Origin of the sequence: Amycolatopsis sp. NBC_01307 (genome assembly GCF_035975215.1) — a bacterium.
Taxonomy (GTDB): domain Bacteria; phylum Actinomycetota; class Actinomycetes; order Mycobacteriales; family Pseudonocardiaceae; genus Amycolatopsis.
The window spans coordinates 5,604,931-5,628,658 of record NZ_CP108403.1; the positions used below are offsets into that span (position 1 = coordinate 5,604,931).

Annotated in this window: 27 protein-coding genes; 19 read left to right on the forward strand and 8 right to left on the reverse strand. The window is 71.5% G+C overall.

All coding sequences use genetic code 11. The features are described from left to right. Positions 1-54: 54 nt before the first annotated feature. From OG439_RS23785 to OG439_RS23795, 3 genes are all read right to left on the reverse strand, one after another. Entirely contained in the window at positions 55-426 is a 372-nt protein-coding gene (locus tag OG439_RS23785; protein WP_326943088.1) for a winged helix-turn-helix transcriptional regulator, read from the reverse strand. Between the two features lie 40 nt (positions 427-466). Next, positions 467-1,042 (reverse strand): TetR/AcrR family transcriptional regulator, encoded by a 576-nt coding sequence (locus OG439_RS23790; protein ID WP_326951604.1) that lies wholly within the window; start codon positions 1,040-1,042, stop codon positions 467-469. 66 nt (positions 1,043-1,108) lie between these two features. Next, a complete protein-coding gene (locus OG439_RS23795; protein WP_326943089.1) occupies positions 1,109-1,549 on the reverse strand; it encodes an SRPBCC family protein in 441 nt (146 codons plus the stop codon). Positions 1,550-1,572: 23 nt separating this feature from the next. Here OG439_RS23795 and OG439_RS23800 point away from each other — a divergent pair, with 23 nt between their 5' ends. The 6 genes from OG439_RS23800 to OG439_RS23825 are packed head-to-tail and all read left to right on the forward strand — an operon-like array spanning position 1,573 to position 6,612. Next, on the forward strand, positions 1,573-2,103 hold the full coding sequence (locus OG439_RS23800) for a TetR/AcrR family transcriptional regulator (RefSeq protein WP_326943090.1): 531 nt from the start codon (positions 1,573-1,575) through the stop codon (positions 2,101-2,103). 10 nt (positions 2,104-2,113) lie between these two features. Continuing rightward, complete coding sequence (locus OG439_RS23805; protein WP_326943091.1) at positions 2,114-3,901, forward strand: CocE/NonD family hydrolase; 1,788 nt, start codon at positions 2,114-2,116, stop codon at positions 3,899-3,901. A 10-nt stretch (positions 3,902-3,911) separates the two neighbouring features. Next, complete coding sequence (locus tag OG439_RS23810) at positions 3,912-4,334, forward strand: hypothetical protein (protein ID WP_326943092.1); 423 nt, start codon at positions 3,912-3,914, stop codon at positions 4,332-4,334. Beyond that, complete coding sequence (locus OG439_RS23815) at positions 4,331-4,519, forward strand: hypothetical protein (RefSeq protein WP_326943093.1); 189 nt, start codon at positions 4,331-4,333, stop codon at positions 4,517-4,519. The genes OG439_RS23810 and OG439_RS23815 overlap by 4 nt, the downstream gene beginning before the upstream one ends. Positions 4,520-4,564: 45 nt before the next feature. After that, the gene (locus tag OG439_RS23820) at positions 4,565-5,251 is read left to right on the forward strand and encodes a response regulator transcription factor (protein ID WP_326943094.1); all 687 of its coding nucleotides are present in this window, start codon (positions 4,565-4,567) and stop codon (positions 5,249-5,251) included. Then, entirely contained in the window at positions 5,248-6,612 is a 1,365-nt protein-coding gene (locus tag OG439_RS23825; RefSeq protein WP_326943095.1) for a sensor histidine kinase, read from the forward strand. The genes OG439_RS23820 and OG439_RS23825 overlap by 4 nt, the downstream gene beginning before the upstream one ends. Positions 6,613-6,703: 91 nt before the next feature. On the opposite strand, the gene OG439_RS23830 is transcribed toward OG439_RS23825, so the two are convergent. Then, complete coding sequence (locus tag OG439_RS23830; protein WP_326943096.1) at positions 6,704-7,108, reverse strand: ester cyclase; 405 nt, start codon at positions 7,106-7,108, stop codon at positions 6,704-6,706. Between the two features lie 81 nt (positions 7,109-7,189). On the opposite strand from OG439_RS23830, the gene OG439_RS23835 reads away from it, so the two are divergent. The 7 genes from OG439_RS23835 (at position 7,190) to OG439_RS23865 (ending at position 13,847) form a co-directional block, all read left to right on the forward strand. Further along, complete coding sequence (locus OG439_RS23835) at positions 7,190-7,726, forward strand: TetR/AcrR family transcriptional regulator (protein WP_326943097.1); 537 nt, start codon at positions 7,190-7,192, stop codon at positions 7,724-7,726. Positions 7,727-7,979: 253 nt separating this feature from the next. Next, entirely contained in the window at positions 7,980-8,885 is a 906-nt protein-coding gene (locus tag OG439_RS23840; RefSeq protein ID WP_326943098.1) for a LysR family transcriptional regulator, read from the forward strand. A gap of 119 nt (positions 8,886-9,004) precedes the next feature. Next, positions 9,005-10,162, forward strand: a complete 1,158-nt coding sequence (locus OG439_RS23845; RefSeq protein WP_326943099.1) for a CaiB/BaiF CoA transferase family protein — start codon at positions 9,005-9,007, stop codon at positions 10,160-10,162. Positions 10,163-10,252: 90 nt separating this feature from the next. Further along, complete coding sequence (locus OG439_RS23850) at positions 10,253-11,002, forward strand: crotonase/enoyl-CoA hydratase family protein (RefSeq protein WP_326943100.1); 750 nt, start codon at positions 10,253-10,255, stop codon at positions 11,000-11,002. A gap of 1 nt (position 11,003) precedes the next feature. After that, positions 11,004-11,750 carry an acetoacetate decarboxylase gene (locus OG439_RS23855; protein ID WP_326943101.1) on the forward strand — a complete coding sequence of 249 codons (747 nt, stop codon included), beginning with the start codon at positions 11,004-11,006 and terminating at the stop codon, positions 11,748-11,750. Continuing rightward, positions 11,747-12,655 (forward strand): 3-hydroxyacyl-CoA dehydrogenase NAD-binding domain-containing protein, encoded by a 909-nt coding sequence (locus tag OG439_RS23860; RefSeq protein WP_326943102.1) that lies wholly within the window; start codon positions 11,747-11,749, stop codon positions 12,653-12,655. The genes OG439_RS23855 and OG439_RS23860 overlap by 4 nt, the downstream gene beginning before the upstream one ends. Position 12,656: 1 nt before the next feature. Continuing rightward, a complete protein-coding gene (locus OG439_RS23865) occupies positions 12,657-13,847 on the forward strand; it encodes an acyl-CoA dehydrogenase family protein (RefSeq protein ID WP_326943103.1) in 1,191 nt (396 codons plus the stop codon). Positions 13,848-13,851: 4 nt separating this feature from the next. Here the strand turns inward: OG439_RS23865 and OG439_RS23870 are convergent, their stop codons facing one another. Both OG439_RS23870 and OG439_RS23875 read right to left on the reverse strand, forming a co-directional pair. After that, on the reverse strand, positions 13,852-15,078 hold the full coding sequence (locus OG439_RS23870; RefSeq protein WP_326943104.1) for an LCP family protein: 1,227 nt from the start codon (positions 15,076-15,078) through the stop codon (positions 13,852-13,854). A gap of 213 nt (positions 15,079-15,291) precedes the next feature. Then, positions 15,292-16,035: an SDR family NAD(P)-dependent oxidoreductase gene (locus OG439_RS23875; protein ID WP_326943105.1), complete on the reverse strand. Its 744-nt coding sequence runs from the start codon at positions 16,033-16,035 to the stop codon at positions 15,292-15,294. 97 nt (positions 16,036-16,132) lie between these two features. Between OG439_RS23875 and OG439_RS23880 the strand changes: the two genes are divergently transcribed. The 3 genes from OG439_RS23880 (at position 16,133) to OG439_RS23890 (ending at position 19,390) form a co-directional block, all read left to right on the forward strand. Then, on the forward strand, positions 16,133-16,750 hold the full coding sequence (locus tag OG439_RS23880) for a TetR/AcrR family transcriptional regulator (protein WP_326943106.1): 618 nt from the start codon (positions 16,133-16,135) through the stop codon (positions 16,748-16,750). A gap of 78 nt (positions 16,751-16,828) precedes the next feature. After that, positions 16,829-18,346 (forward strand): MDR family MFS transporter, encoded by a 1,518-nt coding sequence (locus tag OG439_RS23885; RefSeq protein ID WP_442792345.1) that lies wholly within the window; start codon positions 16,829-16,831, stop codon positions 18,344-18,346. A 54-nt stretch (positions 18,347-18,400) separates the two neighbouring features. After that, positions 18,401-19,390 (forward strand): RNA polymerase subunit sigma-70, encoded by a 990-nt coding sequence (locus tag OG439_RS23890; RefSeq protein WP_326943108.1) that lies wholly within the window; start codon positions 18,401-18,403, stop codon positions 19,388-19,390. 292 nt (positions 19,391-19,682) lie between these two features. Here OG439_RS23890 and OG439_RS23895 read toward each other — a convergent pair whose 3' ends face one another. Then, positions 19,683-19,946: a WhiB family transcriptional regulator gene (locus tag OG439_RS23895; protein ID WP_247054803.1), complete on the reverse strand. Its 264-nt coding sequence runs from the start codon at positions 19,944-19,946 to the stop codon at positions 19,683-19,685. Between the two features lie 589 nt (positions 19,947-20,535). Here OG439_RS23895 and OG439_RS23900 point away from each other — a divergent pair. After that, positions 20,536-21,024 carry an RNA polymerase sigma factor gene (locus OG439_RS23900; protein ID WP_326943109.1) on the forward strand — a complete coding sequence of 163 codons (489 nt, stop codon included), beginning with the start codon at positions 20,536-20,538 and terminating at the stop codon, positions 21,022-21,024. Between the two features lie 147 nt (positions 21,025-21,171). Then, on the forward strand, positions 21,172-21,768 hold the full coding sequence (gene shbA, locus OG439_RS23905; protein WP_326951605.1) for an RNA polymerase sigma factor ShbA: 597 nt from the start codon (positions 21,172-21,174) through the stop codon (positions 21,766-21,768). Here shbA and OG439_RS23910 read toward each other — a convergent pair whose 3' ends face one another. Beyond that, on the reverse strand, positions 21,769-22,614 hold the full coding sequence (locus OG439_RS23910) for a LysR family transcriptional regulator (protein WP_326943110.1): 846 nt from the start codon (positions 22,612-22,614) through the stop codon (positions 21,769-21,771). Positions 22,615-22,710: 96 nt separating this feature from the next. Between OG439_RS23910 and OG439_RS23915 the strand changes: the two genes are divergently transcribed. Continuing rightward, positions 22,711-23,691, forward strand: a complete 981-nt coding sequence (locus tag OG439_RS23915; RefSeq protein ID WP_326943111.1) for a bile acid:sodium symporter family protein — start codon at positions 22,711-22,713, stop codon at positions 23,689-23,691. Positions 23,692-23,728 lie beyond the last annotated feature (37 nt).

The window sequence follows — 23,728 nt, forward strand, 5'->3', positions numbered from 1 at the left end:
GGGCCGCGGGCCAGGCGGTATCCCCGCCGGGAATTGTCCTTGAGCTGTCCAGCGTCACGCGGACGCGGGTGTGTGCTCCGCGTCGTAGGCGTCGCGGGCGTCCTGGACCGACGTCATGTGCCGGCGGGCCCACCGGTCCAGCATCTCCAGCGGCTCGGAAAGGTTGCGCCCCAACGACGTCAGCTCGTACTCGACCTTCGGCGGGATGACCGCGTACGCCGTGCGGGTGAGGATGCCGTCGCGGACCAGGCTGCGCAGGGTCTGCGTCAGGACCTTCTGCGAAATGCCGTCCACGCGGCGGGCGATCTCGGTGAACCGCAGCGGGCCGTCGGTGAGCGCGCCGACGATGAGGACCGTCCACTGGTCACCGATGCGGTCGAGCAGCTGGCGGGTCGGGCAGTCACGGTCGTACGGGTCCGGGTGCACAGCGCGCCTCCTCACTTTCCCAAAGAGAGTAACACGCGATTCAGGCGGTGGGAGCCATCAACGTGGCGAAGAGGATCCGCAGGTGGCGGCGCCCGCGTTCCCAGCGCGCGTCCAGCTCGCCCTGGTCGCGGGTGGCCCAGCTGGCGATGAGGATGCCGCGCACGACGTCCATCGCGGTGTACACCGCGTGCAGGAACTCGTGGTGCCCCGCGTGCTCCGGCAGCAGCGCCTTGCCGAACTCGACCAGGCTGGACGTCGCGATCGGCTCGACCACGGCCATCTGGCGGCGCAGCTCGGCGTCGGTCCGCGACGCGACCCACAGCTCCACCGTCGCCGAGAACACCGGCCCCTGGTGCATCTCCCACATCAGCTGCAGCGCGTCGCCGACCGGGTCGGTGGACGCGCGTAGCCGGTCCAGTTCGGCCATCGCGACCTCGGTGCGTTTCGCCGCCAGGTGCCGGATCGCCGAGGTGACCAGGTCGGCCTTCGTCGGGAAGTGGTGCACCTGCGCGCCGCGCGTGACGCCGGCGCGGTCGGCGACGCGGGTGGTCGTCGTGCCCGCGTAGCCGTACTCGACCAGGCAGTCGATCGTCGCGTCGAGCAGCCGGACGCGCATCGCCGCGCTGCGCTCCTCCTGGGTGCGGCCGGTCGATCCCCGTCGTGGCGCTGACATATGCCCACTTTATGGGGCGACGCGCGCCTGAGTCGCGGCGACCAGCCCGGCGACCACCCGCTTGATGAACACGCCCAGGATCCGCCGGTAGAACCAGCCGGTGCCGGGGATCTTCGCGGTGAACGTCGAATGCCAGTGGACCTCGGTGCCGCCGTCGGCCGGCGAAAGGTCGACGTAGGCGACGTAGTCCCGCAGCGGCAGGCCGTGCTCCAGCGCGTAACCGAACCGGCGGCCGGGCTCCAGCGCGACGATCCGCTCGTACGACCGGGTGCGGCCGGTGCGGAACAGCCGGACCGCGCCGAGCCCTTCCGGTTCTCCCTCCCCCTCGCTGACCAGCTCGAACGACTCCAGCGGCGACCACGCCGGCCAGCTCGCGCCGTCGCGGAGGAGGGCGTAGACGGTGCCGGCCGACGCGGACGTCCGGCCACGGACGGAAATGCTCTGTACCATTTGGTACGTGTACCATCTGGTACATGATCGACACAAGCCCGCGCGCCAAGCTGCTGGACGCGGCGATCGACCACATCGCCCACCACGGCGGCGCGAGCAAAAGCCTGCGCGCCCTCGCCGCCGGCCTCGGCACCAGCCACCGCATGCTCATCTACCACTTCGGCTCGAAGGAAGGCCTGCTCACGGCGGTCGCGCGCGAGGTCGAGGCCCGGCAGCGCACGGCGCTGGCCGACGTCGGCGAGGGCCGCGAGTTCTGGCGGCGGCTGACCGACGAGGACCTGCGCGCCAACGAGAAGCTCTTCTTCCAGCTCTACGGCCAGGCCCTCGGCGGCACCCCGGGCACGACCGAGTTCCTGGACGGCGTCGTCGACGACTGGCTCGGCCCGATCGAGGCCCTGCTCGCGCACTACGGCGTCCCCGAGGCCGACCGGCCGGCGCACGCCCGGCTCGGCCTCGCCGTCACCCGCGGCCTGCTGCTGGACCTCGTCACGACCGGCGACCGCGAGGCCGTCGACGCCGCGATGGAGCTTTTCCTGGCGGCGTACCAGAAGTGATACTGACGCCATGCGGCTGACACTGGGGTTCCTGCTCGCGCTGGTCACGACGGCGGTCCTCGCGCCCGCGGCGGCGGCCGAAACCGGCCCGATCCGCGCGACGGCGTGGGTCGAAACCGGCGCCGACCTCGACCACGACGGCAGGCCCGACCGCGTCGCCGCCGACGTCGTCCGGCCCGCGGGGCGCGAGCGCGTCCCGGTGATCCTCGACGTCAGCCCGTACTTCGCGTGCTGCGGCCGCGGCAACGAGTCCCAGAAGAAAACGTTTGCGCCGGACGGCACCCCCGAGCAGTTCCCGCTGTTCCTCGACAACTACTTCGTGCCGCGCGGGTACGCGGTGGTGCTGGCCGACGTCGGCGGCACGAACCGCTCGTCCGGCTGCTTCGACGACGTCGCCGACGGCAACGCCGTCGTGAACTGGCTCAACGGCCGGGCGAAGGCCTTCGACGCGCCCGACGGCGGCCGCCCGGTGACGGCGGACTGGGCCACCGGGGACGTCGGCGCGATCGGCAAGTCCCAGGACGGCGCCACCGCGATCGGCATGGCCGCGTCCGGGATCCCCGGGCTGAAGACGATCGTGCCGATCGAAGGCGTCGCCGACAACTACGCCCAGCTCGTCGCGAACGGCGCGCCCTTGGCGACGCCGGACAACACCGGGTCGGCCTTCACCTACAACGACCGCGCGGCGCGGTTGTGTCAGCCGTTCGAGGCGGACGTCAAGGCGCGCATGGGCACGAACGGTGACTACAACGCCTATTGGCAGAGCGTGAACTACGTCCCGCAGGCCGGGCGGGTGCGCGCGAGCGTGCTGATCGCGCAGGGGTTCGGGGACAGCGTCGTCGGCGCGGACCAGTTCGCCGCCTACTGGGCCGCGCTCGGCCGGGCGGGGGTGCCGCGCCAGGCGTGGCTGAGCCAGGCCGGCCACGTCGACCCGTTCGACCTGCAGCGGGCGCGGTGGGTGGACACGCTGGGCCGCTGGTTCGACCGCTGGCTGCGGGGCGTCCGCAACGGCGTCGAGCACGAGCCCGCCGTGCACCTGGAAACCACGCCGGACCGGTGGACGGACGTCCGGGCCTGGCCGCCCGCGACCGCCGCCACGACGTTCCGGCCGGCGGCCAACGGCACGCTCGGCCGACGCGGGGCCGGCACGGCCACGGTCGTCGACGACCCGGCGGTCGGCCGCGAGCAGTGGGCGGCCGGGACGTCGGCCGCGCGGTTCACCGGCGCTCCCCTGACCTCGGCGGTACGGCTGGCCGGGACGCCGTCGGTGACGATCACCGCGTCGTCGGACAAGCCCGCCGCGCGGCTCGGCGTCGCGCTCGTCGACTACGGCCCCGCGGACGTGCGGAACACCGCGAACTACGGCAGCGGGATCAAGACCCTGACCACCCGGTCGTGCTGGGACGTGAGCCGGCCCGGTGACAGCGCGTGCTTCTTGGACACCGCCACCGATCTCGTTCACGCCGACCACCAGATCGTCGCCGCGGGCTGGGCCGACCTCGGGCACCACGCGTCGCTGCGCCACGGCGAGCCGCTCGTGCCGGGGCGGGCGTACCCGATGACGTTCACGCTGAGCAGCCTCGACCACGTCGTCCCGGCCGGGCACCGGCTCGGGCTGCTGCTCGGCGGCACCGACGGGCAGCTGTTCGACCCGGCGCTGACGGTGCTGGGCGACACCCTGACGTTCGACCTCGCACGGACGTCGATCACCCTGGGCCTTACACAGCCCGAACATCAGGCGCACGCCGCCCGAACACCGGCCCGCCAGAGTTCTCCTGGTACCCGGAAACCTTCCTGAGGGAGACACCATGCGAGGACCCATCTGGACGCGGCGGCTGGCACTAGCGGGCGCCGGGAGCGCGGCCTGCCTGCTGGCGCTGGCGCCACTGGCCTCGGCCCAGACGACGTCCCCGGCGCCGGTCGCGCCGATCACGCTCAGCCCCGAGGAGTCGCAGCAGGTCTGCGGCGATTGGGTGCCGAAGCTGCAGAAGCGGGCCGACAACCTGGAGAAGCGGATCAACGGCGGCGCCGAGGTCGCCGGCTCGGTCGCCAACCTCAAGGCCCGCGCCCAGGACCAGCGCACGGCCGGGCACAACGATCGCGCCACCAAGCTCGACGAGCGCGCCACCAAGCGGCAGGGCAAGGTCGGCGAGCTGAACACGGCGAAGCAGAAGCTCGACGCCTTCGCGTCCGCCCACTGCAAGCCCGCGGCCCCGGCGCCGACCAAGTGAGGGCGGCGAGGATCGCGGCCGCGGTCGGGGCGGCCGCGCTCATCACGCTCGGCTGCTCGGCCTGCCGCGACAACCTGATGGGCTCGCCCGGCTCCGGGACTTCCCCGGCGTCGTCCGAGCTGAGCGGCATCGAGTCGACGCTCAACGGCGTCGAGTCCGACATGAACGACGACGGCTCCCCCTGACCGGCTAGCGTCTCCCCGGGGGCGACGGCGGAGACGGGAGCAGCAATGGGGTCACCGGGGCGCGGCCTCGTCCTCGTGGTCGAGGACGAGGCCGCGATCGCCGAGCTGGCGGCGCTCTACCTCAAGCGGGACGGCTTCGGCGTGCACGTCGAGGCGGACGGCGGCCGCGCGCTCGACGCCGTCCGGCGGCTCAAGCCGGTGGCGATCGTGCTCGACATCGGACTGTCCGGAATGGACGGTATCGAGATCTGCAAGACGCTGCGCGCGGCCGGGGACTGGACGCCGGTACTGTTCGTCACCGCCCGCGACGACGAGCTGGATCGCTTGCTGGGCCTGGAGATCGGCGCCGACGACTACCTGACCAAGCCGTTCAGCCCGCGCGAGCTGGCCGCCCGGGTCCGGACCGTGCTGCGACGCGCGTCCGGCGCGGCGCCGGCCCCGTCGGCGTTCACCGTCGGCGCGGCGCGCGTGGACCTCACGAGCCGCCGCGCCTGGGCCGGCGAGACGGAGATTTCCCTGACGTCCACGGAGTTCGACCTGCTCACGCACCTGCTCCGGCACCCGGGGCAGGTGCTTTCGCGCGACCAGCTGCTCAGCGCCGTCTGGGGCTACGCCGCCGCGGCGGGCACGCGCACGGTCGACGTCCACGTCGCGCAGCTGCGGGCGAAACTCGGCGCGGCCAGTCCGATCAGGACGGTCCGCGGCATCGGCTACGCGGCGGACCCGGCGTGAGGTACCGCGGGACGCTCGCCGGGCGGATCACGCTCGTCTGCCTCGCCGTCGCCGGGATCGCGGTGATCGTGGCCGGGTTCGTGGCGGCGCGGCTGATCCGGACCACGGCGGACAACGTGCTGCAGGCGTCGCTGTCCGCGCAGGCCGACGTCGTCGCGTCGCAGCTCGACGAAAGCGGCATCGGCAACCGGCTGGGCGTCGGCAAGGTCGCCGACGTCGTCCGCGGTCAGGGCATCTCGGTCGTGGTGCGGCGCGCGGGCGGCCAGGCCGTCGGGGACGCGGTGTCGGTGCAGGCGGCGGCGAAGGCGGGGCTCGGCGCCGCGCACTCGGAGCGGGTGCTGGTCGCGGGCGCGCAGTACCTGGTGGAGACGCGGGCGGTCGGGACGCGCGGGGCGGCGTTCGCGCTGGTCCTGCCGGCGCGCAACGCGGAGACGACGCAGCGCGCGCTGGTCCGGAACATCGCGTTCGCGCTGGGGATCGGGCTGCTGGTGGCGGCCGCGGCCGGGTTCGTGTCCGGCCGGCTGCTGGGCCGTCCGCTGCGCCGGGCGGCCGCGGCCGCGGGGTCGTTGCGGGCCGGCCGGCGGGACGTCCGGGTGCCGGTGGAGGGACCTCGGGAGGTCGCGGAGGTGGCGGGTTCGCTGAACTCGCTGGCCGACGCGCTCGCCCACAGCGAGGCGCGGCAGCGGGACTTCCTGCTGTCGGTGTCGCACGAGCTGCGGACGCCGTTGACGGCGGTGACGGGCTTCGCCGAGGCGATCGCGGACGGCGTCGCGTCGGGCGACGACGCCCAGCGCGCCGGCCAGACGATCCAGCGCGAGGCCGCGCGGCTGGAACGCCTGGTCACGGATCTGCTGGAGCTGGCCCGGCTGGGCGCCGACGAGTTCAGGTTGGACGTCACGACCCTGGACCTGGGCGCGCTGCTGCGCGACTGTGCGGAGGTCTGGCAGCTGCGGTGCGCCCGCGAAAACGTGCAGCTGTCCATTGCGGCGCCGTCTTCCCCAGTCCCGGTGCGGGCCGACGCCCGGCGCCTGCACCAAGTCGTCGACGGCCTGGCGGAGAACGCCCTGCGAGTCACCCCCTCGGGCGCCCCCATGGTCTTCTCCCTGTCTTTGTCCGGCCCCAACGCCCAGCTTTCCGTCCGCGACGGCGGCCCGGGCTTGGCCCCGGAGGACTACCCGGTCGCCTTCGAGCGCGGCGTGCTGAACGCCCGCTACCGCGACCGCCGCCCGGTCGGCTCAGGCATCGGCCTGGCCCTGGTCCACGCCCTGGTCACCCGCATGGGCGGAGACCTGACCGCGGGCCCGGCCCCCGAGGGCGGCGCCGCGTTCACCATCACCCTCCCCCTGGCCGGCCCCGTCTGACCCGACCCTCCAATCACGCGAGATCCGCCTTCAATCACGTGAGTCACGCGTCCGATCACGCGAGATGCGTGTCCAAGCACGCAACGTCGCGTCAGGATGGTGGTGCCAGCTGGGCCGCGCGGTCGGTCACGTCCATCACGGCCCAGTGCTCGACGACCCGGCCGTCGCGGACGCGGATCATGTCCATGCTGGTCACGGCGTAACTGCGGCCGGTCGAGAGCTGCGTTCCCGTGCTCGTGTAGCGGTTCACCGAGAACTCGCCGTCGGCGACGTTGCGCTCGACCCGCACGCCGACGTCGCGGAAGCCGGCGAAGAACTCGCCGTCCAGCATGGCTTCCCACTTCGCGCGCCAGGCGTCGATGCCGTGGTGGTCGCCGCCCGCGCCGCCGCGGTGGTCGACCACGTCCGGGTCGATGTAGCGCAGGCCTTCGGCGACGCTCTCGGCCGTGAACGGCGTCAGCGCGAGCAGCCGGCGGTGGACTTCGGCGGCGTCCATGATCACTCCTTAAGTGGGGACTTCCCCGGTTAGGGTTCGGTTACGCTAACCGGGGACATCCCCACTTGGCAAGGGAGCAGCATGACGGCACGGGCCCGCAGGTCGGACGCGCGAGACAACCAGGCGCTGCTGCTCGCCGCCGCGAAGGACGTCTTCGCCGAGGACGGGCCGGACGCGCCGCTCGACCGCGTCGCCCGCCGCGCCGGCGTCGGCAACGCGACGATGTACCGGCACTTCCCGAACCGGCGCGAACTGGTCGTCGCGGTGTACGCCGACGAAGTCGCGGAGCTGCGAAGCCGCGCGGACCTCGACGCGGACGAGCCCGGCGAAGCGCTCTTCGCGTGGCTCGGGCTGTTCGTCGAGCACGTCCGGACCAAGCGCGCCCTCGCGCTGTCGCTCGCCGATCCCGCGGGCGAGCACGAGAGCCTGTTCGCCGGCTGGCACGCCGCGATGAACACGACCGCCGCCGCCCTGCTCGGCCGCGCCCGGGCCGCCGGCGCCGTCACCCCCGACGTCACCGAGCTGGACCTCCTCCTGCTCGCGACCGGCATCGCCCTCTCCGGCGGTGAGCCCGCCCGGCTGCTCGCCTTGGTCCGCCGCGGCGCGTCGGCCGACTGAACGCGTACCGGGACGGCGAACTCGCGTACCCGGACAGTCAGTTCGCGTACCCAGAGGGTCGGCTCGCGTGCCTGGAGGGTCGGTTCGCGTGATCCGACGCGGAACTCGCGTGATCCGACGCGTGACTCGCGTGATTGGGGGCGGAACTCGCGTGATTGAGGGCGTGACTCGCGTGATTGGAGGGGGATCTCGTGTGGTTGGGGGCGTGGCACGTGATGGGAGGGGTGGCGGCGTGGGTCGTTAGGGTCTGGGGATGGAGATGCTGCACCTGCGCTACTTCGTCGCGGTCGCCGAGGAGCTGAACTTCTCGGCCGCGGCTCGGAAGCTGCACATGGCCGCGTCCCCGTTGAGCCAGCGGATCAAGGACCTCGAACACGAACTGGGCCAGCAGCTGTTCGACCGCAGCACCCACCACGTCACGCTCACCGCCGCCGGGACCGCCCTGCTGCCGCTCGCGCGGGACGTCCTCGAGCAGGTCGGCGCGATTCCCTGGAAACTGAAGGAGGCGACGCGGCCGCAGCGCAGCACCGTCTTCCTCGGCATGCCCGCCGGGGTGCACCCGGACCTGCGGGACCGCGTCAACGCCCTCGCCGAGCTGGTCAAGGCGCGCTACGAGGTCAAGCGCTGGCCCGGCACCACCGCCGACCTCGTGCAGGGCGTGCACGACGGGAAGCTCGCGCTCACCCTCGCCCGGCTGCCGGTCACCGATCCGGCCCTGGAGCAGCTGCCGGTCATGTCGGAGCGGCTCGGCGCGGTCGTCCCGGCCGACATGTTCGCCGGGCGGGACTCGGTGACGCTGGCCGAGCTGGCCGAATTCCCGTACGTCGCCTCACCCGGGGACATCACGCCCGCGTACTTCGACCAGCTCGACCACCAGTTGAGCGAATTGGGGGTCAAGAACCGCATTCGCCTCACCAACACCGGTTACGGCGGAACGTCCGAAATCATTTCCAGCGGCGAAGCCTTTTCCATTTCCATGCTGGACGACCGGAGCCCGATGCACGGTTACCGCCTCGACAACGTCATCGTGCTGCCGTTCACCGACTTCCGGCCCCAGCTGGACACCGGCCTGCTCTGGCGCCGCGACCGCGCCGACGGCGACCTGCGGGAACTCGTCGAAGCCGCGAAAGACATCTTCAAGGAACCGATCGCCACCTAAACCACAATGGTATGATCGCTGCGGTCACACCATTGTGTGCATCATGATCATTCCCTTTCACCGTCATCGCGCCTAGCTTCGTAAGTAGAGCAACGAAGCAAGGCGCGAAAGGACGAATGATGACGGACATCACCCCGACCGCCGCCGGCCCGCTGGACGGCGTGCGCGTGATCGACCTCTCGACCGTGGTCATGGGCCCGTACGCGGCCCAGATCCTCGGTGACCTGGGCGCCGACGTGATCAAGATCGAGTCCCCCGCGGACACCGTGCGGGTGGGCCAGTACCGCACCACGCCGGGCATGACCCCGCTGAACCTGAACGTCAACCGCAACAAGCGCAGCGTGGCCCTCAACCTGAAGGACGACGCCGAGCGCGAGCAGGCCCTGAAGCTGATCGACACGGCCGACATCCTGATCACCAACATGCGCCCCGGCGCGCTGGCCCGCCTCGGGCTGAACTACACCGACGTCGCCGAGCGCAACCCCCGCCTGGTCTACGCCCACGCGCAGGGCTTCCGCGGCGACTCCGCGCAGGCCGGCAACGCCGCCTACGACGAGACCGTGCAGGCCTCCTCCGGCCTGGTCGACGTCGCGAACCGCGCCCTGGGCAAGCCCGTCTACCTGCCGACGATCATCGGCGACAAGGTGTCGTCGCTGACCATCGCCTACAGCGTGCTCGCCGCGCTGGTCCACCGCGACAGGACCGGTCAGGGCCAGCAGATCGAGATCCCGATGACGGACACGCTGCTCGCGTTCAACCTCGTCGAGCACCTCGCCGGGCACACCTACGAGCCGGCCGAGGGCCCCACCGGCTTCGCGCTGTCGATGACGAAGGGTCACGCCGCGGTCCCCACGAAGGACGGCCTCGCCTGCGTGATCCCCTACAACCCCAAGAACTTCCGCGACTTCTTCGCCGCGGCGGGCCGGCCGGAGCTGGCCGCGGACCCGCGCGTCAACGGCGAGGCCATCGACCGCGCCGACAACGAGTGGCTGACCGAGCGGATCGCCGCGTGCGCCCCGGCGCTGACCACCGAGGAGTGGGCCGAGGTCTGCGCGAAGCACAGCATCCCGATGGCGCCGGTGCTGGAGCTGGACCGGGCGCACGAGGACCCGTACGTCCGCGACGGCCACCTGCTCGACGCCGTCGAGCACCCGAGCGAGGGCACCATCCGCACGGTCGGCATCCCGGTGAAGTTCTCCGCGACGCCCGGCTCGATCCGCCGCCTGGCCCCGCTGGCCGGCCAGGACACCGCCGAAGTCCTCGCGGAATTGGTCTGAACCACTCGCACTTTCCCGGCGAAAGTGATCCGGAGGCCGTAACTCCGGAACACTTTCACGGCGAAAGTGGCGTCAAGGGAGTGTGAAGTCATGAGCAACACCGAAGTACGCACCGAGCGGATCGGCAGCACCCTGCTGATCACGATCGACCGGCCGCAGGCCCGCAACGCGGTCAACGCCGCCGTCGCCGCCGGGCTGGCCGCCGCGCTGGACGAGCTGGAAGCCGACCCGGCGCTGCGGGCGGGCGTCCTCACCGGCGCCGAGAACACCTTCAGCGCCGGCATGGACCTCAAGGCCGCGTTGAAGGGCGAGTCGCCGGAGATCCCGGGACGCGGGTTCGGCGGTCTCACCGAGGCCGAGCTGACCAAGCCGCTGATCGCCGCCGTCGAAGGGTTCGCCATGGGCGGCGGGTTCGAACTGGCCCTGGGCTGCGACCTGATCGTCGCCAGTGAGGACAGCCGCCTCGGCCTGCCCGAGGTCAAGCGCGGGCTGATCGCCGCGGGCGGTGGCGTGATCCGGCTGCCGAAGCGGATCCCGCACCACTTGGCGATGGAGTTCCTGCTCACCGGCGAGCCCGTCACCGGCCGCCGCGCCGGCGAGCTGGGCCTGGTCAACCGTGTGACGCCGAGCGGCGACGCCGCCGCCGTCGCGCTGCAGCTGGCCGAGAAGCTGGCGGAGAACGCGCCGCTGGCGCTCGCCGCCGTCAAGAAGATCGTGCGAGCCGCGGATCCCGCGGCCGTGCAGGGCGAAGAAATCAAGAAACTGATGCAGTCCGCCGACGTCCGCGAGGGCATGAACGCCTTCGCCGAGCGCCGCGCTCCGAAGTGGACCGGTGAGTGACATGAAGATCGACGAAGTCCGCAAGCACGTGACGACTCCCCTGACCGCCCCGGCGTTCGCGCCCGTGGTCCCGAGGTTCACCAACCGCGAGTACCTGAACATCGTCTACCGGACCGACGCCGACGCCCTGCGTGCCGTCGTGCCGGAGCCGCTTCAGGTCGAAGAACCGTTGGTGCGCTTCGAGGTCATGAAGATGGGCGACGTCTCCGGTTACGGCCCGTACACCGAGTCCGGCCAGGCGGTCGAGGTCAGTTTCGACGGCGAGCGCGGTGAGTACCTGCACGCGATGTACCTCGACAACTTCCCGGCGACGGCGTCCGGGCGCGAGGTCAGCGCGTACCCGAAGACCGTCGGCAGCCCGAGTCTGTATGTCGACAACGGCGTTCTCGTGGGCACGTTGGACTACGGGACGCTCCGGGTGGCGACCGCGACCATGGGCTACAAGCACCACGAGCTGGACGTCCGCGAAGCGGAGAAGCAGATCACCGTCCCGACGTTCATGCTCAAGACGATCCCGGACTACGACGGCACGCCGCGCGTGCAGGAGCTGGTCCGCACCGAGATCACCGACGTCGTGGTCAAGCAGGCCCACACCGGCCCCGCGCGGCTGCAGCTGTTCCAGCACGTCCTGGCCCCGCTCGCCGACCTGCCCGTGCTGGAAGTCGTGTCCGCCAGCCACATCCTCACCGACCTGACGCTCGCCCCGGTCAAGCCGGTCTTCGACTACCTCAAGGGAGCCCAATCATGAAGAACGCGGCAATCATCGGCGCGGGCACCATCGGCCTGTCCTGGACGGCGCTGTTCGCCCACCACGGCCTGACCGTCCGCGTCAGCGATCCGCGTCCCGACCTCGCCGACGCCATCACCGACGCACTCGAGACGTTCGCCCCGCACCTCGGCACGACCGCCGACGAACTGGCGAGCCGGGTGCACATCGCCGCCGACGTCTCCGAAGCCGTGAAGGACGCGGATGTCGTGCAGGAGAACGGACCCGAGAACGTCGAGTTCAAAAAGGACCTGTTCGCGACGCTCGTGAAGGAGGCCCCGCAGCACGCGCTGCTGCTGAGCTCGTCGAGCGCCATCCCCTCGACGGCGTTCACCGGTGACCTGGGAGACGCGTCCAGGGTCCTCATCGGACACCCGTTCAACCCGCCGCACCTGCTCCCGCTGGTCGAGGTCGTCCCCGGCGAGCGCACCAGCGACGAATCCGTGCAGCAGGCCGTCGATTTCTACACCTTCCTGGGCCGGACACCGGTCGTGGAGCACAAGGAAATGCCCGGCTTCGTCGGCAACCGGCTGCAGAACGCGCTGAGCCGCGAGGCGATCTACCTCGTCGAGCAGGGCGTCGTGACGCCGGAGGACCTGGACAAGGTCATCACGAATTCGCTCGGCATCCGCTGGGCCACGGTCGGGCCGTTCCTCGGCTCGCACCTGGGCGGCGGCCCCGGCGGCTACCGGCACATGTCCGAGCACATCGGCAAGTCGATGAAGCAGATGTGGGCCGGGCTGGGCAATCCCAGCCAGAGTCCCGAAGAGCAGGAACGGCTGATCGAAGCCGTCGAAAAGGCTTACGGCTCCTCCACGTACTCGGAACTCGCCGAGACGCGCGACCGCAAGCAGCTCGCAGTGTTGAACGCAGTGGAGGAGAACTGACATGGAACCGCTCAAGGACAAGCTGACCGCCGACTTCTACGACTTCGAGGCGCTGCTGCCGGACGACGAGCGCAAGCTGCTCGTGAGTGCGCGCGAGTTCATGCGGAACGACGTCAAGCCGCTGGTGAACGAGAACTGGGAGAAGGGCACCTTCCCGAAGGAACTGATCGGGATGTTCCGCGAGAGCGGTCTCGCGGGCCTGCCCTACGAGGGGTACGGCACGCACAAGCCCGCGGTCAGCCACCTGCTCACCGGCATGATGGCGATGGAGATGAGCCGCACGGACGCGTCGGTCGCGACGTTCTTCGGTGTCCACAACGGACTCGCGATGTACTCGATCTACAGCGGCGGCAGCCAGGAGCAGCGCGACCGCTGGCTCCCCGAAATGGCCGCGATGGACAAGATCGGCGCGTTCGCGATGACCGAGCCGCTCGGCGGTTCCGACGTCGCGGGCGGCATGCGCACGACAGCCAAGCGGGACGGCGACGCCTGGATCCTCAACGGCGCCAAGAAGTGGATCGGCAACGCGACCTTCGCCGACTACATCGTCGTATGGGCGCGCGACGTCGACGACAACCACGTCAAGGGTTTCGTCGTCGAGAAGGACATGCCGGGCTTCGTGGCGGAGAAGATCGAGGGCAAGATCGCGTTCCGGATCGTCGAAAACGCCGAGATCACCCTGACCGACGTCCGCGTGCCGGAGGCGAACCGCCTGCAGGGCATCGACTCCTTCCGCGACGTCGCGGAGATCCTGCGCGCCACCCGCGGCGGCGTCGCGTGGCAGGCGCTCGGCGTGGCGATCGGCGCCTACGAGGCCGCGCTCGCCTACGCGCAGGAGCGGCAGCAGTTCGGCCGGCCGATCGCCCGCTTCCAGCTGGTGCAGGACCTGCTCGTGAAGAGCCTCGGGAACATCACCGCGTCGTGGGGCATGCTCGTGCAGCTCGCCCGCCTGCAGGACGCCGGGATCTTCAAGGACGAGCACTCGTCGCTGGCCAAGGCGTTCGTGACGTCGCGGATGCGCGAGGTCGTCGCCTGGAGCCGCGAGATCTTCGGCGGCAACGGGATCGTGCTCGGCTACGACGTCGCGCGCTTCTTCGCCGACGCCGAGGCGATCTACTCCTTCGAGGGCACGCGCGAGATGAACACCCTGATCGTCGGCAAGGCGATCACCGGGCAGTCCGCGTTCGTCTGATCGCTCAGTTCACGCAGCCGGCGGCCGTCGAGGTCGCCGGCTGCTTCGTGCTGCCCGAGGTGTCCGGCGTCTTGCCCGGGTCCGGCGTCGACGTGCCGGTCGCGGCCACCGGCTTGACGCCGCCCGCCACCTCGTCACCGGACGCCTGCACCGCCGGCGTGCTGATCGCCGTGCGGACGAACTGCTGGACCTGGCCCGGGTCGACCTTCACCGCGTCGCCGTCGGACGGCGTCGCCAGCGAGAGGCTCTGCACCGGGATCGTGGCGAAGCCGATCGCGCCCGACGTCATCCCCCGCAGCTGCTGCGCGAAGCTCAGGACGTCCCACCCCTTGTCCAGGACGACCGACCCCTGCACCGCGCTGACCAGCGCGTTCAGCTTCGACGGGCTGGTGAACGTGCCGGCGTTGAGGACGGTCTTCGCCATCGCGGACAGGAACGCCTGCTGCCGCGCGATCCGGTCGAGGTCGCCGTTGAGCAGGCCGTGGCGCTGCCGGACGAACGCGAGCGCCTGGGCGCCGGACAGCGTCTGCGGCCCGGCCGGGAAGTCCGCGCCGGAGTAGGTGTCGTGCACCGGCGCCTTGAGGCAGACCTCGACGCCGCCGACGGCCTGCGACAGCGCGTCGAACCCGGCGAGGTTGATCGACGCGTAGTGGTTGACGGTCAGGCCGGTGAACTTCTCGACGGTCTGGATCGCGGTCTTCGCGCCGGCCTCGTTCGCCGCCACCTCCAGCTGCGCGCCCGAGAGGCCCTGGGCGCGCAACCCGGGCATCGCGGCGTTCTTGCCGCGGCTGTAGGCCGAGTTGATCTTGTGCTTGCCGTAGCCGCCCGCGATGTCCACATAGGAGTCACGCGGGATCGAGATCGCGGTCGCCGCGGCGCCGCCGGCCGGGATGTGCACCACGATCATCGTGTCCGTGGTGTCCCCGCCGTCATCGCCGCTGCCCGCGTGCAGAGCGTCGAGAACGCTCTGCGGCAACGGGTTGCCGTAGGCGTCGGTCCGCGCGTCGATCCCGACGAGCAGGATGTTCTGGGCGATTTTCAGCGGTTCGCCATTTGCGACAGTGTCACCGTCGATCTGCGCGGCGGGCGGGATGACGTTGGCCGTGACGATGCCGTCGTCCAGCTTGCTCAGCTGCGACCACGCGTACCCGGTGGCCGCGAGCACCAGCGTCGACACGACGCCGAGCGCGACTCGGCCGCCGATGCGGCGCCCCCGGGACGACAACAGCACGACAAGTTTCCCCTTGCTTCCCTCGATGGAACCCCCTGTGTTCGAGGATCACCGCGTTAGCTGGGAATTACCTGAGAAACTTGTTGAAAGCTTGTGACGCTGCCCGAACGGCCGAGCAAAACCGGGCCCATCGGCCGATTTTCGCGACGCACCGTGCCGGAGCGCGCACGGGAATGGGCTGTGGCGCCCGACACACGCGTCCCGGCTAGCGGGTCACCGCGGCATCCGGCGCCAGATCGCGCGCGGCAGCAAGCGCATCGCGAAGAAGACCGGACGGAGTACGCCGGGCACCCAGACGACCCCGCGGCCGCGGCGCAGCGCGGCGACGGTCGCGTCGGCGACCTGGTCCGGCGTGCTCGAGAACGGCGCCGGCGCCATGCCCTCGGTCATCCGCCCGATCACGAACCCCGGGCGGACCAGCAGCAGGTGGACGCCGGAGCCGTGCAGCGCGTCGGCGAGGCCGCTCGCGAAGCCGTCGAGACCGGCCTTCGCCGAGCCGTAGACGTAGTTCGCGCGGCGCACCCGCACCCCGGCCACCGAGGAGAACACGACGAGCCGGCCGCGGCCCTGCGCGCGCAGGAGGTTCGCGGCGTGGGTCAGGACGCCGACCTGCGCGACGTAGTCGGTGTGGACGATCGCGGCGGCGTGGGCGGCGTCGGACTCGGCCCGCTCCTGGTCGCCGAGGATGCCGAAGGCGAGCACGACGACGTCCAGCGGCCCGTGATCGGCCGCGACCTTCTCCAGGAATGCGCCGTGCGCGGCGAGGTCGTCGGCGTCGAAGTCCGCGGTTTCGACGGTTTCGGCACCGGCTTCGCGCAGCGCGGCGACCTCCCCGGCGAGGTCCGCGCCCGGCCGCGCGGCCAGGACGACCCGCCGCGTGTCCCCGCTGACCAGGCGTTTCGCCACGGCCAGCCCGATCTCACTGCGTCCGCCGAGCACCAGCACCGTTCCGCTCACCCCGGCAGTCTCCCAGCCGCGGCCGCCGCCTGCGGAGGCAGGTCGGTGCACGAAATGCAACTTTGCATGACGTGCAAGTTCCGCTACCGTGGTCGGCGTGCCCCCACCACCCGGCCTGCGTGAGCGCAAGAAGTACGAGACGCACCGCGCGCTGGCCGTCGCCGCCGTCGAGCTCGTCGCCGAGCGCGGCCTCGACGCGGTCACGGTGGAGGACATCGCCGCGACGGCCGGTGTCTCGGTCCGCACCTTCTTCAACTACTTCGCGTCCAAAGAGGACGCCGTCGTGATCGCCTACCCGGACCACCTCGAACGCACCGAACGCGCCATCGGGCGGTTCCTCGCCCAGCCGGCCGAAGTGTCCACTTTGGACGCACTGGTCACCGTCATGCGCGAGGAGGTCGCCGACGTCGGGGCGAACCCGCGGGAGTGGCTGGCGCGGATGACCGCGGTGAAGCAGAACCCGGCCCTGTTCCACCGGGCCGTGACGATGAACGCCCAGCAGGCCGAGCCGCTGACCGCGGCGATCGCCCGGCGTGCCGGCTGCGACCCGGCCGACCTGTACCCCTCGCTGCTGCTGGCCGTGGTCGGCGGCGCGATGAACGCCGCGATGCTGCGGTGGCGCGAACGAGGCGGCGAAGAGACCGTCTCGGCGCTGTTCGACGAGGCCGTGGCGAGCATCGCCGCCGGCCTGCCCGACCCGCAGCGGACCCGCTGACCCGGTCCGCGTCCGACACCCAGGGGGACACCCATGTCCACGACCGCCGACCCGCCGCAGACGTCGACGTCCGGCCCGATGAACCGCAGACAGGTGCTCGAAGCCATGTCCGGGCTGATGATGGGCATCTTCGTGGCCATCCTCGCCTCGACCGTGGTGGCCAACGCGCTGCCGCGGATCGTCAGCGAGCTGGGCGGCTCGCAGTCGTCCTACACGTGGGTGGTCACCACCGAGCTGCTGGCGATGACGGCCACGGTTCCGTTGTGGGGCAAGCTTTCCGACCTCTACAACAAGAAGCTGCTGATCCAGGCCTCGCTGGCGCTGTTCGTGGTCGGCTCGCTCGTGGCCGGGTTCGCCGGCAACATCGAGGTGCTGATCGCCAGCCGCGTCGCCCAGGGCATCGGCGGCGGCGGGCTCACCGCGCTCGCGCAGGTGATCATGGCGGCCATCGTCTCCCCGCGCGAGCTGGGCAAGTTCTCCGGGATCTTCGGCGGCGTCTTCGCCGTCGGCACCGTCGCCGGCCCGCTGATCGGCGGCGTCATGGTCGACACGTCGTGGCTCGGCTGGCGCTGGTGCTTCTTCCTCGGCGTCCCGTTCGCCGTCGCCGCGATCCTGTTGCTGCAGCGGACGTTGAAGCTGCCGACGATCCGCCGGGACGTCAAGGTCGACTACCTCGGCGCGTTCCTGATCATGGCCGGGGTGTCGACGCTGCTGGTCTGGTCGTCGCTGGCCGGGCACCAGTTCGCCTGGGGCTCCTGGCAGACCGCCGTGCTGGTGACCACCGGCCTGGTCGTGCTGGCGCTGGCGGTGTTCGTCGAATCGCGGGTGCGCGAGCCGATCCTGCCGCTGGGCCTGTTCCGCAACCGCACGATCACCCTGACCACGGTGGCCAGCTTCCTGGTCGGCGTCGCGATGTTCGGCGGCACGGTGTTCCTGTCGCAGTACTTCCAGCTGGCGCTGGGCAAGTCGCCGACGGTGGCCGGGCTGATGAGCCTGCCGATGATCTTCGGCCTGCTGATCTCCTCGACGGTGTCGGGCCAGCTGATCAGCCGCACCGGCAAGTGGAAGGCGCACCTGGTCATCGGCGCGATCCTGCTGGCGGCCGGGCTCGGGCTGCTCGGCACGATCGACGCGCACACGAGCGTGGTCGTGCTCAGCCTGTTCATGCTGGTGCTCGGCACCGGCGTCGGCATGCTGATGCAGAACCTGGTGCTGGTGGCCCAGAACGACGTCCCCGCGCACGACCTCGGCGCGGCGACGTCCACGCTGTCGTTCTTCCGCAGCCTTGGCGGCTCGATCGGGGTGAGCGCGCTGGGTGCGGTGCTGGCCGACCGGGTGACCACGCTGATCACCGCGGGCCTCGGCCCGCTGCCGGGCGGCGGCAGTTCGGAGACGGTGCCGAACCTGGCCACGCTGCCGGAGCCGGTGGCCAAGGTGATCCGCGAGGCGTACGGCACGGCGACCAGCGACCTGTTCCTGATCGCGGCACCGATCGCGCTGCTGGTGGTCGTCGCGGTGGCGTTCCTCAAGCACCTGCCCCTCAAGACCCAGAGCGGCCTGGAACGGCTGGCGGACGAGGAGACGGCGGCGGTTTAGCTCGGCGACGTCGAATTCCCGGCGCCCGACCTGCGGTGCGCTAGCGTGCCGGGGATGAGCGGGGACTTCGAGCGCGTCGTCGAGCGGCACCGGCGGGAGATCCAGGTGCACTGCTACCGGATGCTCGGCTCGCTCGGGGATGCCGAAGACCTGACGCAGGAGACCTTCCTGCGGGCGTGGAAGGGCCGCGACGGGTTCGAGGGGCGCGCGAGCGTGCGCACCTGGCTCTACCGGATCGCGACGAACGCCTGTCTCGACGCGCTCGCCCGGCGGCCGCGGCGGGTGCTGCCCGACCAGCTGGGGCCGTCCGGGGAGCCGGACGGGCCGCTCGCCGCCGTCGACCAGCCGTGGCTCGAGCCCTGTCCGGACCGACTGCTCGACCTCGAGACGCCGGACGCCGTCGTGGTCGAGCGGGAGACGATCGAGCTGGCCTACCTCGCCGCCGTGCAGTACCTGCCGCCGCGGCAGCGGGCGGTGCTCGTGCTGCGCGATGTGCTCGGCTGGTCGGCGAAGGAGACGGCGTCGCTGCTGGAGACGAGCGTCGCGTCGGCGAACAGCGCGCTCCAGCGGGCCCGCACGACGCTGCGTGAGCGGCTGCCCGCGCGCCGTTCCGAGTGGACCGCGGGTGATCCGACGGCGGCGGAAGCCGCGCTGCTCAAGCGGTTCATCGCGGCGTACGAGCAGGGCGACCCGAGCGCCGTGGCGAAGCTGCTGCACGAGGACGCCCAGGCCGTCATGCCGCCGTACCCGCTGTGGTTCGCCTCGCGCGCCGCGATCGTCCGGGCGCTGTCGCTCAGCATGGACCCGGCGGCGCCGACGTGCATTGGCCGGTTCCGGATGCTGCCGATCCGCGCCAACCGCCAGCCCGCGGTGGCCACCTACCTGCGACGCCCGGGCGAGGACGGCTACCGCTGGTTCGGCGTGACGCTCCTGACGATCGAACGCGGCCTGGTGGCGGCGATGGCGGCGTTCGAGCCGCCGTCGGCGGAGCCGTGGGGCCTGCCGGACGTCTGGCCCGCGGACGGCACGCCCCCGCCGCACTGAGCACGCACGCGGGTCCGGCGTGATCGAAGCCGTGACCCGCGTGATCGACGCCGTGACTCACGTGAGTGAAGGCGTGACTCGCGTGAGTGAGGACGGGACTCGCGGGATGCGGAAAGTACTCGGAAACGCGGCCGATAACACTCGAAGAATGCGTCACCCACATCAGGCAATGGAAATGCCCGGGTGGGTGATTCCACAAGGGTCACCCACCCGGGCACACACACGCCCGGAATTCGTTCTCCGGTTTCGGTGTTTCGCTCCAGGCCGCCGGGAAGAGGTCACCGGGCGGCGGTCACGCCACTCGGTCCCGCTGGGGCGCCGTGCGCACCAGCCGGCGGCGTTCGACCGCGGTGGTGCCGCCGAAGACGCCGTGGTCCAGGCCGTTGTCCAGCGCGTAGCCGAGGCACTCGGCGCGTACCGGGCAGCGACCGCACACCGCCTTCGCGTGGGACGTCTGCCGGGCGCCCGGACCGACCTCGGAGATCGGGAAGAACAGTTCCGGGTCCTCGTCCTTGCAGGCCGCGAGTTCCGCCCAGCCCGTCATCGTGGCTTCCATTTCCTTCGTTCACCTCCCTAGCTCTGCTTGTTTCCCATTGTCGTGACGCGTCAACCGACTTGACCGCCGCGGGCGCGCAAGCGTATCCGCCTGGGTCAAGGGGTTTTGGCGTCGGTCCCCGGCTCACCCTCCGGGCAACCAAGACTGCAACACGTGAGAGTACGCCTTTCTTCCGGGGATCTCGATGTCGATCACGTCACCCGATCGACGGCATCGGTCTCGGCGCGTCCCCTTGCGCGACCACGCGCGGACCTGGTCGCCGGCGCCGGGTTTGCCGGTCCGGCAAGGATTCCCGGCTCGGCCGCGACAGACCGCGCACCGGGACACGCGGTCGCCGGCCGGTGACCGGAAGTCACCGTTCGCGGGTGCGTCTCCGGCGCGAACCGGGACGCGTGGCCAGTTGCTGTCGGCTTCGCTCTCCGTGGCTCATCCCGCCCGGGTACCCAAGATCGTCAAGCCAACCCATCACTTTGCGTGACCCGGACGGCGTACCGCATTACTCCTACCGAGGAGTCGTGGCCGAATCGTTACACGTAGCGGTCACCTCACCGCACTTGTTCCTGTGGAGGCGAGGGGTGGTGAGGCGGCCGTGTGCGGTCGAGACGAGTTCGACGCGTTCTTCCGCGCCGATTTCCCGCCACTCGTGGCGTTCCTGTGCAAGGCCGGGTTCGAGGTCGAAACCGCGCGTGACGTCGCCGCCGAGGCGATGCTGCACGCGCTGGAGGCGTGGCCGACCACCGAGGACCCGCGGGCCTGGGTCCGCCGTGTCGCCGGCCGGCTGCTCGACGCGCCGGGGGAAGCGCGCGTCGACTGGGCACCGGTCGCCGACCCGCGGGACGACGAGAAGCTGGCCGCTCTGGTGGAGCAGCACGGCGACCTCATCGAGCTGCTCGCGACGCTCCCCGGCCGGCAGCGGACGGTCCTCGCGTGGTCGCTCGACGGGTTCACCCCGGCGGAGATCGCGCAGGCGCTCCGGGTCGACCCGGCGACCGTCCGGTCCAACCTCCGCCACGTACGGGAACGCCTCCGGCGTCACCGGGCCGCACCACCCGACGATCAGCGGGACAGGGGAAGGTGAGCTGAAATGCCGGCAACCGAGTACGGGGATCGCGCGATCACCGAGCAGCTGCGGGAGTCCAACGCCGCGCTGCACGACTCGCTGCGCGTCGGCCTCGACGTGGAGGGCACCCTGCTGCGGGTGCGCGGCCGCGCGCTCGTGCGGGAGATCGCCGCGGCGCAACCCGCCGGGGACTTCCCGGACCACTGGCGCCGGCACGACGAGCCGGTCGCCGCCGCGATCGCCGGCGACGACGCCGCGACCGCGCGGCTGCTCGCCACGATCCGGCCGCTGGTGGTGCGCTACTGCCGGGCCCGCGTCGGGCGCACCGAGCGGACCTTCGCCTCGGCCGACGACGTCGCCCAGGAGGTCTGCCTCGCCGTGCTCACCGCACTGCCGTCCTACCGCGACCAGGGCCGCCCGTTCCTGGCGTTCGTCTACGGCATCGCCCAGCACAAGGTCGCCGACGCGCACCGCGCCGCGGCCCGCAACCGGACCGACCCGGTGGCCGAGGTGCCCGACGGCGTCGCCGACACCGCCGGCCCGGAGCAGCGGGCCCTGCAGTTCGAGCTCAACGAGCGGCTCACCCGGCTGATGGAGATCCTGCCCGAGAAGCAGCGCGAGATCGTCGTGCTGCGGGTGGTCGTGGGGCTGTCCGCGGAGGAGACGGCGGGCGCGGTCGGCTCGACGCCGGGCGCGGTCCGCGTCGCCCAGCACCGGGCGCTGGCCCGGCTGCGGCGGCTGCTGAACGGCGACGAAGCGTAGTCAGTCGGGTTTCCTGGGTCCGACCCGGTCCAGCACGAACTCGGCGAGCGCGGCGGCGGGTTCCTCCATCGACTCCCGCGCCAGCAGCATGAACTCGATGTCGCCGGGCTCGGGCAGGCCGTCGAGCTCGACGAGGTCGGCCGGGACGAGGCTGCGCGCGTGCAGGGTGACGCCGAGCCCGGCCGCCGCCGCGGCCCGCAGGCCGGTGAGGCTCGAGGTCTGGCACGCCGCCCGCCACTCCAGGCCGGCGCGTTCGAGGCACTCCACGGCGAGCTGCCGGGTGATCGACGGCATCGGGTACTGCACCAGCGGCACCGGCTGGCCCGGCTCCAGCACCGTCGCGGCCGAGCCGATCCACACGAGCGGTTCGCGCCACAGCAGCCGGCCGTGGTGCGCGCCCGGACGGCGTTTCCCGAGGACCAGGTCCAGCTGCCCGGCCCGCAGCCGCTGCGCCAGGACGTCCGAGAGCTCGACGGTCAGCTCGACGTCGACCAGCGGGTGACTGCGGCGCAGCCGGTGCAGGATCTCCGGCAGCTCGCCGAGCGCGAAGTCCTCGGACACCCCGAAGCGGACGCGGCCGCGCAGCCCGGCGCCGCGGAAGTGCCGCTGCGCGCGCTCTTCGGTGTCCACGATGGTCTGCGCGAACCCCACCATCGCCTGCCCGCGCGCGGTGAGCTCGACCGTGTGGGTGTCGCGGGCGAACAGCAGCCCGCCGGCGTCCTTCTCGAGCCGCCGGACGTGCTGGCTGACCGTCGGCTGGCCGACGCCGAGCCGGCGGGCGGCCGCCGTGAAGCTGCGCGTCTCGGCGACGGCGAGGAACGACCGGCACAGCCGTGGGTCCAGCACTCTCGCAGTCTATCGCGATCGGCGATAACAGTCAGTCCGGTCATCGGGGTTCACAATGAGCGGCGCGCGTCCGAGAATGGCCGTGGAAGGAGATCCATGTCCCGCTTGCGTCTCGACCCGTTCATCGTCGCCATCCTCGCCACCGTCGGCGTCGCCACGCTGCTGCCCGCTTCCGGCGCCGTGGCCAGTGGGTTCAGCACCGCCACGACGGTCGCCGTCGGGCTGCTGTTCTTCCTCTACGGCGCCCGGCTGTCCACGCAGGAGGCCCTCGAAGGCCTGCGGCACTGGCGGCTGCACTCGGTCGTGCTCGCCTCGACGTTCGTGCTGTTCCCGCTGCTCGGCCTGGCCGTCACGCTGCTGCCGTCGTCGGTGCTGCCCGGGCAGCTCGCCGCGGGCGTCCTGTTTCTGGCCGTGCTGCCCTCGACGGTGCAGTCCTCGATCGCGTTCACCTCGATCGCGCGGGGCAACGTCGCGGCCGCGATCTGCAGCGCGTCGCTGTCCAACCTGGCCGGCATCGTGGTGACGCCGATCCTGGTGGCGCTGCTGCTGTCCGGGGACGGCGCCGGCGTCGACGGCTCGGCCGTGCTCGGGATCGTGCTGCAGCTGCTCGCGCCGTTCGTCGCCGGGCAGCTGGCGCGGCGCTGGATCGGCGACTGGATCACGCGGAACTCCGCGCCGCTGAAGCTGTTCGACCGCGGCTCGATCCTGCTGGTCGTCTACACGGCGTTCAGCGCGGGCATGACCGAGGGCATCTGGCACCGCCTCGACGCCGGTCACCTGCTGGTGCTCGCGGCGGTCTGCGTCGTCGTGCTCGCGGTGGTGCTGACGGCGACCGGGTGGGGCGCGAAGGTGCTCGGGTTCGCCCGCGCCGACCGGATCACCATCGTGTTCTGCGGGTCGAAGAAGAGCCTGGCGAGCGGCCTGCCGATGGCGACGGTGCTGTTCGGGCACGCGCAGGTCGGGCTGATCGTGCTGCCGCTGATGCTGTTCCACCAGCTGCAGCTGATCGTCTGCGCGACGATGGCGCGCCGCTACGCCCGGGACGCTTCGGACGCCGAGGAGCTCGTCGCCGCCTGAGCGATGAGTTTCCCGGACCCCGCCGGTCAGTAGAGGT

Bases quoted from the DNA above. Each gene is read 5' to 3' on its own strand.
- OG439_RS23790 (WP_326951604.1), bottom strand. From the start codon at position 1,042: ATGCGCGTCCGGCTGCTCGACGCGACGATCGACTGCCTGGTCGAGTAC.
- OG439_RS23795 (WP_326943089.1), bottom strand. From the start codon at position 1,549: ATGGTACAGAGCATTTCCGTCCGTGGCCGGACGTCCGCGTCGGCCGGC.
- OG439_RS23800 (WP_326943090.1), top strand. From the start codon at position 1,573: ATGATCGACACAAGCCCGCGCGCCAAGCTGCTGGACGCGGCGATCGAC.
- OG439_RS23805 (WP_326943091.1), top strand. From the start codon at position 2,114: ATGCGGCTGACACTGGGGTTCCTGCTCGCGCTGGTCACGACGGCGGTC.
- OG439_RS23810 (WP_326943092.1), top strand. From the start codon at position 3,912: ATGCGAGGACCCATCTGGACGCGGCGGCTGGCACTAGCGGGCGCCGGG.
- OG439_RS23820 (WP_326943094.1), top strand. From the start codon at position 4,565: ATGGGGTCACCGGGGCGCGGCCTCGTCCTCGTGGTCGAGGACGAGGCC.
- OG439_RS23830 (WP_326943096.1), bottom strand. From the start codon at position 7,108: ATGGACGCCGCCGAAGTCCACCGCCGGCTGCTCGCGCTGACGCCGTTC.
- OG439_RS23835 (WP_326943097.1), top strand. From the start codon at position 7,190: ATGACGGCACGGGCCCGCAGGTCGGACGCGCGAGACAACCAGGCGCTG.
- OG439_RS23840 (WP_326943098.1), top strand. From the start codon at position 7,980: ATGGAGATGCTGCACCTGCGCTACTTCGTCGCGGTCGCCGAGGAGCTG.
- OG439_RS23845 (WP_326943099.1), top strand. From the start codon at position 9,005: ATGACGGACATCACCCCGACCGCCGCCGGCCCGCTGGACGGCGTGCGC.
- OG439_RS23850 (WP_326943100.1), top strand. From the start codon at position 10,253: ATGAGCAACACCGAAGTACGCACCGAGCGGATCGGCAGCACCCTGCTG.
- OG439_RS23855 (WP_326943101.1), top strand. From the start codon at position 11,004: ATGAAGATCGACGAAGTCCGCAAGCACGTGACGACTCCCCTGACCGCC.
- OG439_RS23860 (WP_326943102.1), top strand. From the start codon at position 11,747: ATGAAGAACGCGGCAATCATCGGCGCGGGCACCATCGGCCTGTCCTGG.
- OG439_RS23865 (WP_326943103.1), top strand. From the start codon at position 12,657: ATGGAACCGCTCAAGGACAAGCTGACCGCCGACTTCTACGACTTCGAG.
- OG439_RS23885 (WP_442792345.1), top strand. From the start codon at position 16,829: ATGAACCGCAGACAGGTGCTCGAAGCCATGTCCGGGCTGATGATGGGC.
- OG439_RS23890 (WP_326943108.1), top strand. From the start codon at position 18,401: ATGAGCGGGGACTTCGAGCGCGTCGTCGAGCGGCACCGGCGGGAGATC.
- OG439_RS23895 (WP_247054803.1), bottom strand. From the start codon at position 19,946: ATGGAAGCCACGATGACGGGCTGGGCGGAACTCGCGGCCTGCAAGGAC.
- OG439_RS23915 (WP_326943111.1), top strand. From the start codon at position 22,711: ATGTCCCGCTTGCGTCTCGACCCGTTCATCGTCGCCATCCTCGCCACC.